This window comes from Pseudomonas poae, assembly GCF_001439785.1.
GTDB lineage: Bacteria > Pseudomonadota > Gammaproteobacteria > Pseudomonadales > Pseudomonadaceae > Aquipseudomonas > Aquipseudomonas poae.
In genome coordinates, this window is the sequence record NZ_JYLI01000004.1 from 14246 (window position 1) to 30922 (window position 16677).

Annotated in this window: 16 protein-coding genes and 1 tRNA gene; 10 read left to right on the top strand and 7 right to left on the bottom strand. The window is 61.5% G+C overall.

The features are described from left to right. Position 1 precedes the first annotated feature (1 nt). The gene (locus TU75_RS05545) at positions 2-754 is read right to left on the bottom strand and encodes an ABC transporter substrate-binding protein (protein WP_060548398.1); all 753 of its coding nucleotides are present in this window, start codon (positions 752-754) and stop codon (positions 2-4) included. A gap of 13 nt (positions 755-767) precedes the next feature. Beyond that, positions 768-1541, bottom strand: a complete 774-nt coding sequence (locus TU75_RS05550) for an ABC transporter ATP-binding protein (protein ID WP_003237530.1) — start codon at positions 1539-1541, stop codon at positions 768-770. Positions 1542-2097: 556 nt separating this feature from the next. Here TU75_RS05550 and gabP point away from each other — a divergent pair. Then, positions 2098-3489, top strand: a complete 1392-nt coding sequence (gene gabP / locus TU75_RS05555; RefSeq protein ID WP_003237528.1) for a GABA permease — start codon at positions 2098-2100, stop codon at positions 3487-3489. A gap of 55 nt (positions 3490-3544) precedes the next feature. On the opposite strand, the gene TU75_RS05560 is transcribed toward gabP, so the two are convergent. After that, positions 3545-3958, bottom strand: a complete 414-nt coding sequence (locus TU75_RS05560) for a hypothetical protein (RefSeq protein WP_060548399.1) — start codon at positions 3956-3958, stop codon at positions 3545-3547. Between the two features lie 150 nt (positions 3959-4108). Between TU75_RS05560 and TU75_RS05565 the strand changes: the two genes are divergently transcribed. Both TU75_RS05565 and TU75_RS05570 read left to right on the top strand, forming a co-directional pair. Beyond that, complete coding sequence (locus TU75_RS05565; RefSeq protein WP_060548400.1) at positions 4109-5074, top strand: arsenic resistance protein; 966 nt, start codon at positions 4109-4111, stop codon at positions 5072-5074. Between the two features lie 86 nt (positions 5075-5160). Beyond that, entirely contained in the window at positions 5161-6768 is a 1608-nt protein-coding gene (locus tag TU75_RS05570; RefSeq protein WP_003237522.1) for a glycosyltransferase family 39 protein, read from the top strand. Positions 6769-6862: 94 nt separating this feature from the next. Here TU75_RS05570 and TU75_RS05575 read toward each other — a convergent pair. The 4 genes from TU75_RS05575 to TU75_RS05590 all read right to left on the bottom strand — a co-directional run bounded on the left by TU75_RS05575 (position 6863) and on the right by TU75_RS05590 (position 10591). Further along, positions 6863-6938 (bottom strand) — tRNA-Phe (locus tag TU75_RS05575). A gap of 103 nt (positions 6939-7041) precedes the next feature. Further along, positions 7042-7314 carry an oxidative damage protection protein gene (locus tag TU75_RS05580; RefSeq protein ID WP_003237521.1) on the bottom strand — a complete coding sequence of 91 codons (273 nt, stop codon included), beginning with the start codon at positions 7312-7314 and terminating at the stop codon, positions 7042-7044. After that, positions 7311-8378 carry an A/G-specific adenine glycosylase gene (gene mutY / locus TU75_RS05585; protein ID WP_060548401.1) on the bottom strand — a complete coding sequence of 356 codons (1068 nt, stop codon included), beginning with the start codon at positions 8376-8378 and terminating at the stop codon, positions 7311-7313. The genes TU75_RS05580 and mutY overlap by 4 nt, the downstream gene beginning before the upstream one ends. After that, complete coding sequence (locus TU75_RS05590) at positions 8375-10591, bottom strand: AsmA family protein (protein ID WP_003237517.1); 2217 nt, start codon at positions 10589-10591, stop codon at positions 8375-8377. Before TU75_RS05590 ends, mutY begins: the two co-directional genes overlap by 4 nt. Before the next feature lie 325 nt (positions 10592-10916). Between TU75_RS05590 and TU75_RS05595 the strand changes: the two genes are divergently transcribed. The 7 genes from TU75_RS05595 to TU75_RS05625 all read left to right on the top strand — a co-directional run bounded on the left by TU75_RS05595 (position 10917) and on the right by TU75_RS05625 (position 16676). Continuing rightward, positions 10917-12551: an OFA family MFS transporter gene (locus TU75_RS05595; RefSeq protein ID WP_003237515.1), complete on the top strand. Its 1635-nt coding sequence runs from the start codon at positions 10917-10919 to the stop codon at positions 12549-12551. A 266-nt stretch (positions 12552-12817) separates the two neighbouring features. Further along, positions 12818-13411 carry an imidazoleglycerol-phosphate dehydratase HisB gene (gene hisB / locus TU75_RS05600; RefSeq protein WP_003237513.1) on the top strand — a complete coding sequence of 198 codons (594 nt, stop codon included), beginning with the start codon at positions 12818-12820 and terminating at the stop codon, positions 13409-13411. Further along, on the top strand, positions 13411-14049 hold the full coding sequence (hisH, locus tag TU75_RS05605) for an imidazole glycerol phosphate synthase subunit HisH (protein ID WP_003237511.1): 639 nt from the start codon (positions 13411-13413) through the stop codon (positions 14047-14049). Before hisB ends, hisH begins: the two co-directional genes overlap by 1 nt. Continuing rightward, positions 14049-14306: a DUF2164 domain-containing protein gene (locus TU75_RS05610; RefSeq protein ID WP_003237509.1), complete on the top strand. Its 258-nt coding sequence runs from the start codon at positions 14049-14051 to the stop codon at positions 14304-14306. The genes hisH and TU75_RS05610 overlap by 1 nt, the downstream gene beginning before the upstream one ends. 39 nt (positions 14307-14345) lie before the next feature. Next, complete coding sequence (hisA, locus tag TU75_RS05615; protein WP_003237507.1) at positions 14346-15083, top strand: 1-(5-phosphoribosyl)-5-[(5-phosphoribosylamino)methylideneamino]imidazole-4-carboxamide isomerase; 738 nt, start codon at positions 14346-14348, stop codon at positions 15081-15083. Between the two features lie 9 nt (positions 15084-15092). Beyond that, on the top strand, positions 15093-15863 hold the full coding sequence (gene hisF, locus TU75_RS05620; protein ID WP_003171107.1) for an imidazole glycerol phosphate synthase subunit HisF: 771 nt from the start codon (positions 15093-15095) through the stop codon (positions 15861-15863). A 66-nt stretch (positions 15864-15929) separates the two neighbouring features. Next, on the top strand, positions 15930-16676 hold the full coding sequence (locus TU75_RS05625; RefSeq protein ID WP_060548402.1) for a substrate-binding periplasmic protein: 747 nt from the start codon (positions 15930-15932) through the stop codon (positions 16674-16676). Position 16677 lies beyond the last annotated feature (1 nt).

Genomic DNA, 16677 nt, shown 5'->3' on the forward strand with positions numbered 1-16677 from the left:
GTCATTCGATGCTGAACGGGAAGTACTTGTCGTTGATTTTCTTGTAGGTGCCGTCGGCCTTGATCTCTGCCAGGGCTTTGTTCAGGCGCTCGCGCAGCGGGTCGCCCTTGCGTACGGCGATACCGATCTTGTCGCTTTCCACCACAGGGTCACCCTTGAACTCATACGCAGAACCGTCTTTGCTCTTGAGCCATTCGTATTGCACGTACTTGTCGGCAAGAATGCCGTCCAGGCGACCGGACGTCAGGTCGAGGTAGGCGTTTTCCTGGGTGTCGTACAGCTTGGCTTCGGTGTCCGGCAGTTTGTCTTCAAGGTAGGTGCCGGCCAGCGTCGCGCGCTGTGCACCGATGACCTTGCCTTTGAGGTAGTCAGCATCGGGTTTGAAGTCGGTGGTGGCTTTGGGCGCGATGAACTGCAGCTTGTTGGAGTAGTAGGGGGCGGTGAAATCGACGGCCTGTTTGCGCTCATCGGTGATCGACAGCGAAGACACCAGGAAGTCGAACTTCTTGGCGTTCAAGGCCGGGATGATGCCGTCCCAGTCGGATACGTACACTTCGCACTTCTCGACTTTCATCTTGGCGCACAGTGCATCGCCGATGTCCTTGTCAAAGCCCACCACGTTGCCGCTGGCGTCTTTGTTGTTGAACGGCGGGTAGGCCGCTTCGATCCCCATTTTCAAGGTTTCCGCCATGGCCGTGGCGCTGAACGCCATCGAGACGGCCGCGGCCAGAAGGAATTTTTTATAGTTCTGCATGCATGTTGCTCCGTTAGCGGTTGCTGGACATGAATTGTTTGCAGCGCGCCGAAAGCGGGTTTTCAAACACCTGCTGTGGCGATCCTTGCTCTTCGACCAGGCCCTGGTGCAGAAACACCACTTCGCTGGACACCTGACGGGCAAACCCCATTTCATGGGTGACCAGCAGCATGGTGCGGCCTTCTTCGGCCAGTGCGCGGATCACATTAAGTACTTCCTGGACCATTTCCGGGTCAAGCGCGGAAGTGGGCTCGTCAAACAGAATGACTTTAGGCTGCATCGCCAACGTGCGCGCGATGGCCGCGCGTTGCTGCTGGCCACCGGACAATTGCGCAGGGTAGGCGTGACGCTTGTCGGCGATGCCGACCTTGGCCAACAGGGCTTCGGCCACTTCGATCGCCTCGGCCTTGCTCTGGCCGAGCACACGGCGCGGCGCCTCGATGATGTTGTCGAGGATGCTCATGTGCGGCCACAGGTTAAAATTTTGAAAGACAAAACCGATTTCGCTGCGCAGGCGGTTGATCTGCTTGCCGTCGGCGGCTTGCAGCTCGCCATTTTTTGCGGCCTTGAGCTTTAGCGCCTCGCCGGCCACCAGGATCTGGCCCTGGTGCGGGTTCTCCAGCAGGTTGATGCAGCGCAGCAGCGTGGATTTGCCGGAACCGGAAGAACCCAGGATCGAGATCACATCGCCGTCGCGGGCGGTCAGCGAGATACCCTTGAGTACCTCCAGCTCACCATAGCGTTTATGCAGGTTGCGGATTTCAAGCGCGGGCGTGGCCTCGGCCATGTGGGGTCCTCATTGTGTTCGTTGCATTCGGCGCTGCGGGGCCGCCTTTCTGGCGAGGCGCCAAGCTAGCATAGCGTCCGAAGGACAGCCAACAGCGCGGCGGGCGGTTAAACGGTGGTCTGCGGCAGGGTGTCGCATCGGCACAGCGGCGTGTCGCGCCATCAACAACCGAACAACCGTTTGACCCGCAGAATGCGCAGGCTTTGCGTAAAAAAGGGCGCGATGGTGCCAGCTTTGGCCGGGGGTTGGAAGGGTTAACCGGGCAAACGGTGCACATCAGCCCTTTAATGGGGCGTCACGTACTTTTTGTGTGTGTTTTTGGTGCGCTCATGCGTCTTGAATGTGGGGTGCACGGTAACGCTATAGCGAAATGCCATTGTTCTCAATGACTTGCGATAAGCGTGGAAATGTCCTACAGGCCGCGCCAGCTAAGGTTTCGTAACATTTTGGCGCAAATCTTGCGTAAAAAATAAAGAACGCCTCTGTTGGTTTCTTTTCACGAGAAAGCATCCAAACCGGGCGGACCGTTTTCGCAATTCCTCGCAAAGGTGTGTCAATGAGTAGTACGCAAAGCTCCAATGACCTCGAACAGGGGCTCAAACCGCGTCACGTCACCATGCTGTCGATTGCCGGCGTTATCGGCGCCGGTTTGTTCGTCGGCTCCGGCCACGCGATTGCTGCCGCTGGCCCTGCCGTACTGCTGGCGTATGCCGCTGCGGGCACGCTGGTGGTACTGGTGATGCGCATGCTCGCCGAAATGGCCGTGGCGTCGCCGGACACCGGTTCGTTCTCCACCTACGCCGACCGCGCCATCGGGCACTGGGCCGGCTTTACCATCGGCTGGTTGTACTGGTGGTTCTGGGTGCTGGTGATTCCGCTGGAGGCCAACGCGGCGGCGACCATCCTGCATGCATGGTTCCCCGACGTGGCCATCTGGGCCTTCACCCTGATCATCACCTTGCTGCTGACAGCGACCAACCTGTTCAGCGTGAAGAACTACGGCGAGTTCGAGTTCTGGTTTGCGTTGATTAAGGTCGTCGCGATCGTGGCCTTCGTGCTGCTGGGCCTGGCGGCAATTTTCGGCATATTGCCCACTAGCCAGGTCAGCGGCGTGTCGCACCTGTTCGACACTCAGGGCTTCATGCCCAACGGCATGGGGGCTGTGTTGGCGGCAATTCTGACCACCATGTTCTCGTTCATGGGCACCGAGATCGTCACCATTGCGGCGGCTGAATCGAAGAACCCCGGAAAGCAAATCACCAAGGCCACCAACTCGGTGATCTGGCGGATCGGTTTGTTCTACCTGTTGTCGATTTTCATCGTGGTGTCTCTGGTGCCGTGGAATGATCCGACCCTGGCGGCGGTAGGTTCCTACCAGACCGTGCTGGAACGCATGGGCATCCCGAATGCCAAGCTGATCGTCGACCTGGTGGTGCTGGTGGCCGTGACCAGTTGCCTGAATTCAGCGCTGTACACCGCGTCGCGCATGCTGTTTTCCCTGGGCCGTCGCGGTGATGCCCCGGCCGTGGCCAAGCGCACCAACAAGAGCGGCACGCCTTATTGGGCTGTGCTGCTGTCGACAGGGGCTGCGTTCCTGGCGGTATTCGCCAACTATGTGGCACCGGCGGCGGTGTTTGAATTCCTGCTGGCCAGCTCCGGCGCCATCGCGTTGCTGGTGTACCTGGTGATCGCGGTGTCGCAACTGCGCATGCGTCAGAAGAGTGTGGCGGCGGGGGAGAAACTCGAATTCAAGATGTGGCTGTTCCCTGGCCTCACCTACGCGGTGATGGTGTTTATCGTCGGCACCTTGACCATCATGCTGTTCCAGGAAGCGCACCGGGTCGAGATCATCGCGACCGGGGTGTTGAGCTTGCTGGTGGTAACGGCGGGACTGGTCGTGGCGAGCCGGCGCAAGGCTCAGCGGGCGGGCGCTGCGGTACTTAACTGAGTTGATGTGGTTCCTGTGTGGGAGGGGCAAGCCTCCTCCCACATTTTATTTTGCGTCAGTCCTGGGCATTCACCAGCGACTGTGACGCCGCCACGTAATCGGCCTGGAACTGGGCAGATTCAATCCACGCCAACGCCGCCGCTTCATCGTCACTGTCCGTGGTCCATTGCCGATACTCGATCAGCGCGGCCAGGATAAAGTCGGTGGCTTGTTCTTCGCCCTCCTGCTCCAGCACCAGCGCCAGCAACGGGTGCGCCAGGAACGCGGCACACATCGCCTGTTGGCTGGTTTCGCTGGCAGCGCGCATCTCCATGAACAACTCGGTCAAATCCACCGACTCAAGGTCGATACGATCGTCGTCACCGGCAAACGCATCCGGCTTGGTCGCCACGGCGCGCTGGGTGCGGTTCTGCTTGGCTTTGGCCTTGGCCCGATGGGCACGTTTTTGCTGCTTGTTCGGCGAGGCCATGGGGTCGGTTTCCTTGGATTGGGTGGGGTATTGAAGCGCAGGTTGGGGTAAATCCCAAGGGGTTATGTGAGGGGGCGATTCGCGGTGCTGCTATTGCTCCTTGCTTGTGCTGCTAATACGCTCGCGTCTGCATCGGCCCAGAGCTTCTTCATGACCCGCGAAACCCTCGAACACAACCAGATCCCCCTCTACTTCGTCGCGGTCTTTCTTGCTGCCACCCTGGGCCTGTTCGCGCCTTCGCTGGGGCATGGTCTCGTCGCTCTGGTCACGCCTGCCATCGCCGTGCTGATGTACGCGATGTTTCTGCAGATCCCTTTTCTGGATTTGCGTCAGGGCTTGGGCAGCAAGCGTTTCATGGCGGCGCTGCTGCTGGCCAATTTCACTCTTGTGCCGTGGCTGGTCTGGGCATTGACCCGTGGTCTTGTGGAGCACCCGGCGTTGCTGGTGGGAGCCTTGCTGGTGTTGCTGACGCCGTGCATCGATTACGTGGTGGTGTTCACCCACATCGGCAAGGGCGATTCGCGGTTGATGCTGGCAGCGACGCCGGTGTTGCTGCTGTTGCAGTTGGCGCTGTTGCCGGTGTACCTGGGGTTGATGCTGGGCCCGCAGCCCGAGGTGGTGGTTGAGGTCGGGCCGTTTATCGCGGCGTTTGTCTGGTTGATTGTGGTGCCGATGGTGCTGGCGGTAATGACGACGTCCCTGGCGCGACGATCGGCTGTCATTAGTGCGTGGAGCAGTGCCTGGGGCTGGTTGCCGGTGCCAGCGATGGCATGGGTGCTGTTTGTGGTGATCGGTTCGCAGATCACCTCGGTGGTGCGCGATCTCAATCTGCTGCTGCCGGTGATTCCGGTTTATCTGGGGTTCGTGTTGCTGGCGCCATTGCTGGGAATGCTGGCCGCACGAATGTTCGCGTTGCCGGCAGGAGCGGCGCGAGCGGTGACTTTCAGCGCCGCCACGCGCAACTCGCTGGTGGTGCTGCCGTTGGCACTGGCGCTGCCTCACGACGTGCGCGGGTTGGCGGCGACGGCGGTGATCCTGCAAACCCTGGTCGAGTTGGTTGCCGAATTGGTTTACGTGCGCCTTGTCCCCGCAGTGGTGTGGCGCAAAAACCGGTAAACGCATGAAGGTTCAGGTCTGTTCAGGCGCTATTCAGGGGTGCGTTGTGCACCATGAGCGGCGCCTTACACCTGACAGGTCAACCGATGGATCACCGCAACCGTTTTCGCCTGGAGTCTCTGGGCCTGTTTCTGATCGCCCTGTTGTTGTTCACCCTGGGTATCTGGGACCAGCAGCCCCAGGGCTTTGACGGGCGCTGGGCGCTGTTCCTGCAAGAAATGTTTCGCCATGGCGCGAGTCTTTTCCCTACGACCTACGGCCAGCCCTACGCGGACTACCCTGGCACGGCGACGTTCTTCAGTTTCGTGTTTGCCCGCGTGTTCGGCGCGCCCAATCACCTGGCGAATATCTTGCCCACCGCACTGGCATCCGCCGGGGTGATTGCCGTGATCTATCGGCTGCTGGCCCCCCGCAGTCGGCAATGGGCACTGCTCACTGTGTTGTTGACCTTGCTCACGACACAACTGCTCGAAAAGTCCCGCTCGGTGTGCCTCGATCAAATGGTCGCGCTGCTCTGTGTGGGCAGCTTCTATCTGCTACACAGCGGTGAACGCCTGGGCTCGCGCTGGCGACAACTGGCGGTGTTCCCGTTGTTCATCCTGGGCTTTGCGATTCGCGGGCCGCTTGGGCTCGTCGAAGTCTGCGGCGTGGCGTGCGTTTACTGGGCGCTGGGTCGTCCCGGCGAGCGGGTCAGGCAGGTGTTGATTCACGGCGTGGTCGGCCTGGTGCTGTTGGCGGCTTGCTGGTGGCTGCTGATGAAGCTGGCGCGGATCAGCGGGGGCGACGCGTTTGCCGACGAGGTATTCAAAATGCAGGTGGGCGGGCGCCTCGATGAAAACGGTGAGCCGTTCTATTTCTACTTCCAGTTGAGTTTGTACCGTTACTTCCCCGTGGTGCCGCTGGCCCTGGCGACTTTGTTCGCGCTGCGCCACCGATGGGCATTGCGACGGACCGATGAAGACGTGCATATGGTCGTGCGGCTCGGCGCGTGCGGCTTGATGATTCTACTTGGCCTGTCGGTGCCGCACTTCAAGCGCGCTTATTACATCCTGCCGATGGTGCCGATGTTTGCCGCTGTCGCGGCCTATGGGCTGCTGCAGGCGCAGGGCTGGCTTGCTGGCGTGCGCCGATGCTACGAAGGCCTCGTCGCGGCGCTGCCGGCGTTGTGCGTGGTGGCGGTCCTGGTGTGTCGGCAGGCGTGGCACAGGCACGGCTATTGGCCGGACGTGTCGTTGCCGTTGTTGTTCAGTGTATTGGCGTTGCTGCAGGTGGCGGCGCTGGTCGCCTGGCGTCGGGCTGCGCGTCTGGTGTGGCTCAGCCTCATCGCACTGGCGGCGCAGTGGTTGCTGCTGGTGGCGGTGGTAGAGCCGTCCAAGGACCTGCAATTCGACACCCGCAGGTTTGTCGGTCAGGTCGAATCGCTTCGCGCCCTGAACCCCGGGCCTTTGGTCTTCGTCGATCTTGGCCAGGACACCTGGGGCGTGCGCTACATGATGAACCTGGATCACGACGAGCGACCGCTGTTCGTGGGGCGCCATGAGCTGGAGAAATTGAGCGCGCTGCCAAGGCCGGCCTGGGTGATTGTGGAACGCACGGAAACGGCCTTGCTGAAGGGCTCACCGGTGGAGCACCTGGCTCCGGCGTTCAACGGGCGACTGAATGACAATCCGTTGATGGTGTTTTTGTTGAAGTGAGTGAGGAGTGCCAAATCGCAGGCAACAAAAAACCCGCACCAGGCGGGTTTTTTGTGTGTTTCGGATGATAGCTGCACCACCTGAAACTGATTAGTGGTGCCCAGAGACGGAATCGAACCGCCGACACGGGGATTTTCAATCCCCTGCTCTACCGACTGAGCTATCTGGGCAACGGGGCGCATTAAACGGGTTTTTCAGGGGGTCGTCAAGCAAGTTTTGGAAAAATATTTAATTATTACCGTCGCTTACGTGTCGGCCCCGGTTTTTGCTCAATTATTGAGCAGGTGGGACGTAGCCCTCGGCCTGGGCGTATTCCTCGCCGGAAAAGAACTTGTCCATTTCGCCCGCCAGGTATTTGCGGTCTTCGGCGTTCATCATGTTCAGGCGTTTTTCGTTGATCAGCAGGGTCTGGTGTTTGAGCCAGTCGCCCCAGGCTTTGGCGGAGACATTGTCGTAAATGTCCTGGCCCTTGGCGCCCGGGTACGGAGGGCGGTCCAGGGCTGGCAGTTGTTCTTTGTACTTGCGGCACATTACGGTGCGGGTCATGACGACACTCCTGCATTCAATACGTCGGCCGCGCGCTTCAGCAGTTTCTTGACCGGGGCGGCAAGGCCCAGGCGCGGCGGGGTGGCGAGGTTATACCAGAGCCAGTCGGCCTCGGCCACGTGATGGGCCGATTCCTCGACCTCGACCAGCCAGGGTTCGATGGCCAGCTGGAAATGGCTGAAGGTGTGGATCAGTCCTGGCAGTTCCTGATGCTTGCCCAGCTCGAGCGCGTGCTGTTCGGCCAGGTGCTTGAGGTCGCCAAGGTCGTCCAGCTCCGGCAGGCTCCACAACCCGCCCCACAGCCCGGTGGAGGGGCGGCGATACAGCAGAATCGCGCCTTCAGCGTTGGCCAGCATGGGCATCAATGTACGCTTTTGCGGGATGGTCTTGCGCGGCTTGGGGATCGGGTAGCGCGTCTCCAGGCCGAGCATGTGGGCCTCGCAGCCTTTTTCCAGCGGGCACAGCAGGCAGCTGGGTTTGCTGCGGGTGCAAAGGGTGGCGCCCATGTCCATCATTGCCTGGGTGTAGGCGTTGACACGTTCATGGGGCGTGAAGCGCTCTGCGGTGGCCCACAGCTGTTTGGCCACCTTGGGTTCGCCGGGGTAGCCCTCCTGCGCGGTAAAGCGCGCCAGCACGCGTTTGACGTTGCCGTCGAGGATCGGCGCACGCAGGCCCATGCTCAGGCTGGCGATGGCGCCTGCGGTGGACAGGCCGATGCCGGGTAGTTCGGTGAGTTTTTCGACGCTTCTGGGAAACTCGCCGCCGTAGTCGGCCACCACGATCTTTGCGGTCTTTTGCAGGTTGCGCGCCCGGGTGTAGTAGCCCAGGCCGGTCCACAGGTGCAGCACTTCGTCTTCCGGCGCGGCGGCCAGGGCGTCGACCGTCGGCAGCGAGGCCATGAACCGGTCGAAGTAACTGAGCACGGTGCTCACCTGGGTCTGTTGCAGCATGATCTCCGAGACCCACACCCGGTAAGGCGTGATGCCCTGTTGCCAGGGCAGGTCGTGGCGACCGTGACGGTCGTACCAGTCGAGTACGGCCTCTGAAAACTGCTCGTTTCTCATCGTTTGAACAGGCCTTTCAAAGCATCTTTGAGCTGCGGGTTGACCTTGTCGAGCTTCTCTTCCAGTTTCTCGTTGAGGCGATTGCCAGCGGCCTTGATGGCGACCTGGCCCAGGCCGTCCTTGTCCAGGCGACAGGCCTTGGCGCCCAGCTCCAGCGGGCCACGGCAGCGCAGTGGCACTTCGATGTTCTGGAAGTTGGCGCCGACCTGGCACGCCGGGTCCGGCACCTCGCGCTGGTCGCCTTCGACAATGATGCCGACGCGGTAGTCCATGCCCAGCACGCGCAGGTCGACGTCACCGTTGCCGTTGACGGTCAGGCCCGGGATGCGCACTTTCAGGTCGGGGTTGCTGGCCACGCCATTGCGGAACGTGAGGTTGCCGCGCAATTCTTCGAACGGCGTGTCCTTGCCCGGTGGCGTGCTGCTCAGGGTCTTGCGGTTGAGCAGGGCGATGCCGGTGCACACCTGCTGTTCAATGTTGGCATTGAGCAGCACGCCGTTGTTGATCACAAAGCTGGCAGTGCCGTTGAGGCTGTCGATCAGCGCTTTCTGGCTGTTGCCACGGCCGCTGAGGTTGCTGTCGAGGGTGACCTGGCCTTTCACCGGCGGGGTTTGCCCCTGGGCTTGCAGGATGCGTTCGACCGGCACTTGCTTGATCTGGCTTTGCAGCGCGAGCAGCGGAATATCCTGGCGCACATCGAGCGTGCCGTTGGCCTGGAAGGTGCCGTTGTAGAGGCCGCCGCTGAGGGCGTCGAGCTTGAGCTGGCCGTCGATGCCGGAGGCTTTCAGCACGGCGTTCTGGATCGGCAGTTTGCTCAAGGTCAACTGACCAAAGGCAAGGTCGGCATTCACGTCGAGGGTGCGCAGGCGGGTGATCGGCAGCAGTTTGTCGGTGCTCCAGGCGCTTTTGGTCGGCGCGTCGGGCAGTGGCGTGGTGCCGCCGGCCGCCATCGCCCCGGCTTCGCTGTTCTGCACTTCGGCCTGGCGAGCGGCGGTGGCACCCTTGGCGGATTCGGACTTGGCCGGCAAATAGTTGTCGGCGTTGAAGCTGTCGCCCTTGAGTTGCACGCGCAGCGACTGTTTGGCGAAATCTTCCACGGCGACGCGGCCGGTGAAGGTGCTGCCGTCGAGCTTCAAGTTCAGGTCTTCAAGCGCCACGCTGGTGGGCGTGCCCTTGAGCCGGCTGACCAGCTCGACCTTGCTCAGGCTGCCGTCGGCCATCGGCGGCAGTGGGTGGCCGACGCTGTCGAGGAACTTGGCGAGGTCGAATTGGGCGATGGACAGGGCGCCGCTGAGCTGCGGGGTCTTGTCCAGGTCGTTGACTTTCAGCTCGCCCAGCGCGCGCAGCTGGTTGGCTGACAGTTTCAGGTTGGTCCATTCGGCGATATTCGCCGCCTGGTCCACCAGCAACTGGCCCTGGGTGGAGAAGGTCACGGTCTTGCCCTGCAGCGGCTCGCCGGTGGCTTCACCGGTGACCTTCATGTCTTCGAACTGGTAGCGCTTGAGGGCGCGCTGGATGCGCAGGTTGCCGTTGAGCTCGGTCTTGACGCGCATCACGGGCTGGTTGCTGCCGAAGAACGCGGTGAGCTTCACCGGAATGCTTGCGCCTTCATGCACGGCACCGGCGCTCAGTTGGATGCTCTCGGCGCTGAACTGCTTGCCGGTCTGCTCGTCGTTGTATTCGACGCGGGCGTTGTTGACCGTCAGGCTGTCGATGTCCAGGCGGATCGGTTGCGGCGGTTTCTCCGGTCTGGTTTCAGCCACGGGTTCCGTCGGGGCAGGAGCAGGGGTGTCGGCCGTCGCGTCAGGCGCGTTCTTGCCGATATCTTCCCAGTTGCCATGGCCCTGCTTGTCGCGGTTGAGGCGCAGGTTCAGGCCTTCGACCCGCACATCGCTCATCTGCACTTCGCGGCGCAGCAGGGGCAGCACGCGTACCGACAGGCCGAGCATCTGCAGGTCGGCGAACGGTTGGGTCGGGGTGGTCAGGGTCGCCACGCTGGCGTCATGCAGTTCGAGGCCGAGCCAGGGGAACAGGCTCCAGCCGATATCGCCATTGAGCGTCAGCTCGATGTGGGCCTTGTCGCGGGCAATCTGGCGAATCTCTTCCTTGTAGTCGTTGGGATCGAAGAGGTGGGTCAGGGCAAAGCCGAGAGCCACAATGATCAGCAACAGCCCGAGGAGTACCAGACCCAGGATTTTGCCGAACGCTTTCATGGGCGAGTCCTTGTATGTCGATTTCAAAATTTAGCCGCAGAGTATAACGCCAGGCGACCTGCGTCAGTTCAGCGATCGTTACATTGTATCCAGATCGGGCAGAACAGGAATTTGGCGTCAGAAAAAGCGAATTTCCTGAAAAAAGTGATATCAGTTTGGTTTTTATCGGCTCCACAGGTGCTAATCTCTGCGCGTTCGTCCGCCTTCTGCGACTTATCGTCGCGCCAAAATGGAGCTTTACTCGACCACCACGGCCACGCTCTGCGTGCAAGGCCGAGGGGGAGAGCGCCTGACGGACACATACTAACAACTGGGGGAAACACCAATGAGCACCAAGCCTGCGTTCCTGTCCAAGGAGCGCATCATCGCCAAGCCGGGGTTCAACCGCTGGCTGGTTCCACCGGCCGCCCTGGCCATCCACCTGTGCATCGGCATGGCCTACGGCTTCTCGGTGTTCTGGCTGCCACTGTCCAAAGCGCTGGGTATCACTGCGCCGGTCGCATGTGCGCCGGACATGAGCTTTATCACACAGGTTTTTTCGTCCCAATGTGACTGGCCCATCTCCATGCTGGGCTGGATCTACACCCTGTTTTTCATCTTCCTGGGCTGCTCGGCAGCGATCTGGGGCGGCTGGCTGGAACATGCCGGGCCGCGCAAGGCCGGCGTCGTATCGGCCCTGTGCTGGTGCGGTGGCCTGTTGATCTCGGCGTTGGGTATCTATACCCACCAGATCTGGCTGATGTGGATCGGTTCCGGCGTGATTGGCGGTATCGGCCTGGGCCTGGGCTATATCTCGCCCGTTTCGACCCTGATCAAGTGGTTCCCGGACAAGCGCGGCATGGCCACCGGCATGGCGATCATGGGCTTCGGCGGCGGCGCGATGGTGGGTGCACCTCTGGCCGCAGCGCTGATGGGTCACTTCGCTTCGCCAACCAGCGTGGGCGTGTGGCAGAGCTTTCTGGTGATGGCTGCGATCTACTTCGTGTTCATGATCGGCGGCGCACTGTCCTACCGCGTACCGCCGACCGGCTGGAAGCCTGAGGGCTGGACGGCACCGGCGAAAAAAGCCAGCAATGCGATGATCACCAACCGTCACGTGCACGTGAACGTGGCCTGGAAAACCCCGCAATTCCGCCTGGTGTGGCTGGTGCTGTGCCTGAACGTTTCCGCCGGTATCGGCATCCTGGGCATGGCTTCGCCGCTGCTGCAGGAAGTGTTCGGCGGCAAGCTGCTGGGTGTGGATGTGCCGTTCGGTCAACTGGATGCCGGGCAACTGGCGTCGATCGCTGCCATTGCGGCAGGCTTTACCGGTCTGTTGAGCCTGTTCAACATCGGTGGCCGGTTCTTCTGGGCGTCGTTCTCCGACTACCTGGGTCGCAAAAACACCTACTTCCTGTTTTTCGCCCTGGGCTTTGCCCTGTACGCACTGATCCCGAACCTGGGGCACCTGGGCAACGTGGCGCTTTTCGTGGCGGCGTTCTGCGTGATCCTGTCGATGTACGGCGGCGGTTTCGCCACGGTGCCGGCTTACCTGGCCGACCTGTTCGGTACGCAAATGGTCGGCGCGATCCACGGTCGCCTGTTGACCGCCTGGGCTGCTGCCGGCGTGCTGGGCCCAGTGTTGGTGAACTACCTGCGTGAATATCAATTGAGCATCGGCGTTGAACGCGCTGCGGCCTATGACATTACCTTGTACATCCTCGCCGGTCTGCTGGTGCTGGGTTTCATCTGCAACCTGCTGGTGCGTCCGGTGGCCGACAAGTACTTCATGAGCGACGCGGAGCTGGCTGCCGAACAGGCGCTGGGCCATGACAAGGGCGCTGACGCGTCTACCGTACTGGAGTGGAAAGCCTCCCCAGGCAGCAAGCCGCTGGCGATTGCCGCCTGGCTGGTGGTGGGTATTCCGTTGGCGTGGGGTGTGTGGGTGACCCTGCAGAAGACGGCGGTACTGTTCCACTGATACCGCAATAAGGGTGGGCCCGGTTCCTGTGGGAGCCGGGCTTGCCCGCGATGGCATCGCCTCGGTGTACCTGACACACCGGGGTGCCCGCATCGCAGGCAAGCCAGCTCCCACAACAGCCAGTCCCCGGAAATAGTCTGGCTGGCAGTTGTATGCACATGTCTATCCCCGACACTCCATCAGTCTTATCCCCTCCGATGTTTCTGTTTGCCGCCCGCGCCCCTATAATGGCCACCTTTTTCGCCCAATGATTTGCGGAGCTGGTGATGGTCGAACGTATGGCGTCCGTCGAGCGCGACACTCTGGAAACCCAGATCAAAGCCTCGATCAACCTGGATGGCACCGGAAAGGCCCGATTTGATATCGGTGTACCTTTTCTTGAGCACATGCTGGACCAGATCGCCCGTCACGGGCTGATCGACCTGGATATCGTCAGCAAGGGCGACCTGCACATCGACGACCACCACACGGTGGAAGACGTGGGCATCACCCTCGGCCAGGCCTTTGCCAAGGCCATCGGCGACAAAAAAGGCATCCGTCGCTACGGCCACGCCTATGTCCCGCTGGATGAAGCGCTGTCGCGCGTGGTCATCGACTTCTCCGGTCGCCCGGGCCTGCAGATGCACGTGCCCTACACCCGCGCCACCGTAGGCGGCTTCGACGTCGACCTGTTCCAGGAATTCTTCCAGGGGTTCGTCAACCACGCACTCGTCAGCCTGCACATCGACAACCTGCGTGGTACCAACACCCACCACCAGATCGAAACCGTGTTCAAGGCCTTCGGCCGCGCGCTGCGCATGGCCGTGGAGCTGGACGACCGCATGGCCGGGCAAATGCCGTCGACCAAGGGCGTCCTGTAATGCAGACGGTCGCGGTTATCGACTACGGCATGGGCAACCTGCACTCGGTGGCCAAGGCCCTTGAGCATGTGGGCGCCGGCAAGGTGCTGATCACCAGCGATGCCGATGTGATTCGCGAAGCCGACCGCGTGGTGTTCCCCGGTGTGGGCGCGATTCGCGACTGCATGGCCGAGATTCGTCGCCTGGGCTTTGACAGCCTGGTGCGTGAAGTCAGCCAGGACCGGCCGTTCCTCGGCATCTGCGTGGGCATGCAAGCCCTGCTTGAGCGCAGCGAAGAGAACAATGGCGTCGACTGCATCGGTCTGTTCCCAGGCCAAGTGAAGTTCTTCGGTAAGGATCTGCATGAAGACGGCGCCCATTTGAAAGTCCCGCACATGGGCTGGAACGAGGTGCGCCAGACGCTGGATCACCCGTTGTGGCACGAGGTGCCGGACATGGCGCGCTTTTACTTCGTGCACAGCTACTACATCGCCGCCGGTCAAGCGGGCCAGGTGGCGGGTGGCGGGCATTACGGCGTCGACTTCGCTGCGGCGCTGGCCGAGGGTTCGCGCTTTGCCGTGCAGTTTCACCCGGAAAAAAGCCATACCCATGGCCTGCAACTGCTGCAGAACTTCGCCGCGTGGGACGGCCGCTGGTAATGGCCAGGAAGGCCAAGCCACCGATCCTGACGCTTGCGCCTGAGCAGGAACGTGAGGCCACCGACAAGATCAAGCGCTTCATGCAGGACCGTTTCGAACTCACGCTGGGCTCGTTCGAAGTGGCCGAGATTCTTGAGCTGTTCACCCTTGAGGTGGCGCCGCACTATTACAACAGGGCGATTTTCGACACGCAGACGCTCCTTAAAGAAAGGTTCGAAAGCATCGAAAGCGACCTGTGGTCGCTTGAGAAACCCTGATTTCCCAAGCATTGCTGAATATCGAATAAGGTTTGCCAGATGCTGATTATCCCCGCTATCGATCTCAAGGACGGCGCCTGCGTACGTCTGCGCCAGGGCCGCATGGAAGACTCCACCGTGTTCTCCGATGACCCGGTGAGCATGGCCGCCAAGTGGGTGGAAGGGGGCTGCCGTCGCCTGCATCTGGTAGACCTGAACGGCGCCTTCGAAGGTCAGCCGGTCAATGGTGAGGTGGTCACCGCCATCGCCAAACGTTACCCGAACCTGCCGATCCAGATCGGTGGCGGTATCCGTTCCCTGGAAACCATCGAGCACTACGTCAAGGCAGGCGTGAGCTACGTGATCATCGGCACCAAGGCAGTGAAAGACCCGGCCTTCGTTGCCGAAGCCTGCCGTGCATTCCCCGGCAAGGTGATCGTGGGCCTGGACGCTAAAGACGGTTTCGTCGCCACCGACGGCTGGGCTGAAATCAGCACCGTGCAGGTGATTGACCTGGCCAAACAGTTCGAAGCCGACGGCGTGTCCGCCATCGTTTATACCGACATCGCCAAAGACGGCATGATGCAGGGCTGCAACGTGCCGTTCACCGCAGCGCTGGCCGCCGCGACGAAGATTCCGGTGATTGCTTCCGGCGGTATCCACAACCTGGGCGATATCAAGTCGCTGCTGGACGCCCGTGCGCCCGGCATCATCGGCGCCATCACCGGCCGCGCGATCTACGAAGGTACTCTGGACGTCGCACAAGCCCAGGCTTACTGCGACGCCTATAACGGCTGAGGACTGACCATGGCGCTGGCCAAACGCATCATCCCTTGCCTGGACGTCGACAACGGTCGCGTGGTCAAGGGCGTCAAGTTCGAGAACATCCGTGATGCCGGCGACCCGGTGGAAATCGCCCGCCGCTACGATGAGCAGGGTGCCGATGAGATTACCTTTCTCGACATCACCGCCAGCGTCGACGGCCGCGACACCACGCTGCATACCGTCGAGCGCATGGCCAGCCAGGTGTTCATCCCGCTGACCGTGGGCGGTGGCGTGCGCACCGTGCAGGACATTCGCAACCTGCTCAACGCCGGTGCCGACAAGGTCTCGATCAACACCGCTGCGGTGTTCAATCCTGAGTTCGTCGGCGAGGCTGCGCAGCACTTCGGTTCGCAATGCATTGTGGTCGCCATCGACGCCAAGAAGGTCTCCGGCCCCGGCGAAACCCCGCGCTGGGAGATCTTCACCCACGGCGGACGCAAGCCGACCGGCCTGGACGCGGTGGAGTGGGCGATGAAGATGGAAGGCCTGGGCGCTGGCGAAATCCTGCTGACCAGCATGGACCAGGACGGCATGAAAAACGGTTTCGACCTGGGCGTGACCCGTGCCATCAGCGATGCCCTTGGCATTCCGGTGATCGCCTCCGGTGGCGTCGGCAACCTGCAGCACCTGGCCGACGGCGTGATCGAAGGTCACGCCAGCGCAGTGTTGGCGGCGAGCATTTTTCACTTTGGCGAATACACCGTTCCCGAGGCCAAGGCCTACATGGCGGCGCGCGGCATCGTTGTGCGCTAAACGCCGCTGGACAGCATGGCAGGCGCGCGGCACTCTCTGCGCCTGCCATGGATTCCGGTAGCCTACATGTTCAAACAACTCCTGCTCGCCACGTCCCTGCTGTTGGCAGGGACGGCCCACGCCGACGATCCCTCTGACGCCGCGCTGGTGTTGCTGACGGAAAATTTTCCGCCTTACAACATGGCAAAAAACGGCAAGAATTTCGCCAGGGACGAGAACATCGAAGGCATCGCCGCAGACATCGTGCGCGAAACCTTCAAGCGCGCCGGCATTGCTTACAACCTCACCTTGCGCTTCCCCTGGGAACGTATCTACAAACTCACCCTGGAAAAACCCGGCTACGGTGTCTTCGTGATGGCGCGCCTGCCCGATCGTGAAGCGTCATTCAAATGGATCGGCCCCATCGGCCCGGACGATTGGGTGCTGCTGGCCAAGGCCGATAGCAAGATCCAGCTCAGCAGCCTTGAGCAAGCGCGCCGCTATAAAATCGGCGCCTACAAGGGCGATGCCATTGCCCAGACCCTGGACAAGCAAGGCCTCAAGCCGCTGGTTGTATTGCGCGATCAGGACAATGCGCAACGACTCATGGACGGTCAGATCGACCTCTGGGCCACCGGCGATCCCGCCGGCCGCTACCTGGCACGCCAGGTGGGCGTGACCGGGCTCAAGACGGTGCTGCGCTTCAACAGCGCCGAGTTGTTCCTGGCGCTCAACAAGGATGTGCCGGACGAGTTGGTTGCCAGGCTACAAGCGGCCCTGAACCAGTTACGCAAGGAAGGCGTGGTCGACGCAATCATGGCGCGCTACCTCTAGC

What these genes read in the sequence shown, in the direction of transcription:
- TU75_RS05545 (WP_060548398.1), bottom strand. Translation starts at nt 754, where the DNA reads ATGCAGAACTATAAAAAATTCCTTCTGGCCGCGGCCGTCTCGATGGCG.
- TU75_RS05550 (WP_003237530.1), bottom strand. Translation starts at nt 1,541, where the DNA reads ATGGCCGAGGCCACGCCCGCGCTTGAAATCCGCAACCTGCATAAACGC.
- gabP (WP_003237528.1), top strand. Translation starts at nt 2,098, where the DNA reads ATGAGTAGTACGCAAAGCTCCAATGACCTCGAACAGGGGCTCAAACCG.
- TU75_RS05560 (WP_060548399.1), bottom strand. Translation starts at nt 3,958, where the DNA reads ATGGCCTCGCCGAACAAGCAGCAAAAACGTGCCCATCGGGCCAAGGCC.
- TU75_RS05565 (WP_060548400.1), top strand. Translation starts at nt 4,109, where the DNA reads ATGACCCGCGAAACCCTCGAACACAACCAGATCCCCCTCTACTTCGTC.
- TU75_RS05570 (WP_003237522.1), top strand. Translation starts at nt 5,161, where the DNA reads ATGGATCACCGCAACCGTTTTCGCCTGGAGTCTCTGGGCCTGTTTCTG.
- TU75_RS05580 (WP_003237521.1), bottom strand. Translation starts at nt 7,314, where the DNA reads ATGACCCGCACCGTAATGTGCCGCAAGTACAAAGAACAACTGCCAGCC.
- mutY (WP_060548401.1), bottom strand. Translation starts at nt 8,378, where the DNA reads ATGAGAAACGAGCAGTTTTCAGAGGCCGTACTCGACTGGTACGACCGT.
- TU75_RS05590 (WP_003237517.1), bottom strand. Translation starts at nt 10,591, where the DNA reads ATGAAAGCGTTCGGCAAAATCCTGGGTCTGGTACTCCTCGGGCTGTTG.
- TU75_RS05595 (WP_003237515.1), top strand. Translation starts at nt 10,917, where the DNA reads ATGAGCACCAAGCCTGCGTTCCTGTCCAAGGAGCGCATCATCGCCAAG.
- hisB (WP_003237513.1), top strand. Translation starts at nt 12,818, where the DNA reads ATGGTCGAACGTATGGCGTCCGTCGAGCGCGACACTCTGGAAACCCAG.
- hisH (WP_003237511.1), top strand. Translation starts at nt 13,411, where the DNA reads ATGCAGACGGTCGCGGTTATCGACTACGGCATGGGCAACCTGCACTCG.
- TU75_RS05610 (WP_003237509.1), top strand. Translation starts at nt 14,049, where the DNA reads ATGGCCAGGAAGGCCAAGCCACCGATCCTGACGCTTGCGCCTGAGCAG.
- hisA (WP_003237507.1), top strand. Translation starts at nt 14,346, where the DNA reads ATGCTGATTATCCCCGCTATCGATCTCAAGGACGGCGCCTGCGTACGT.
- hisF (WP_003171107.1), top strand. Translation starts at nt 15,093, where the DNA reads ATGGCGCTGGCCAAACGCATCATCCCTTGCCTGGACGTCGACAACGGT.
- TU75_RS05625 (WP_060548402.1), top strand. Translation starts at nt 15,930, where the DNA reads ATGTTCAAACAACTCCTGCTCGCCACGTCCCTGCTGTTGGCAGGGACG.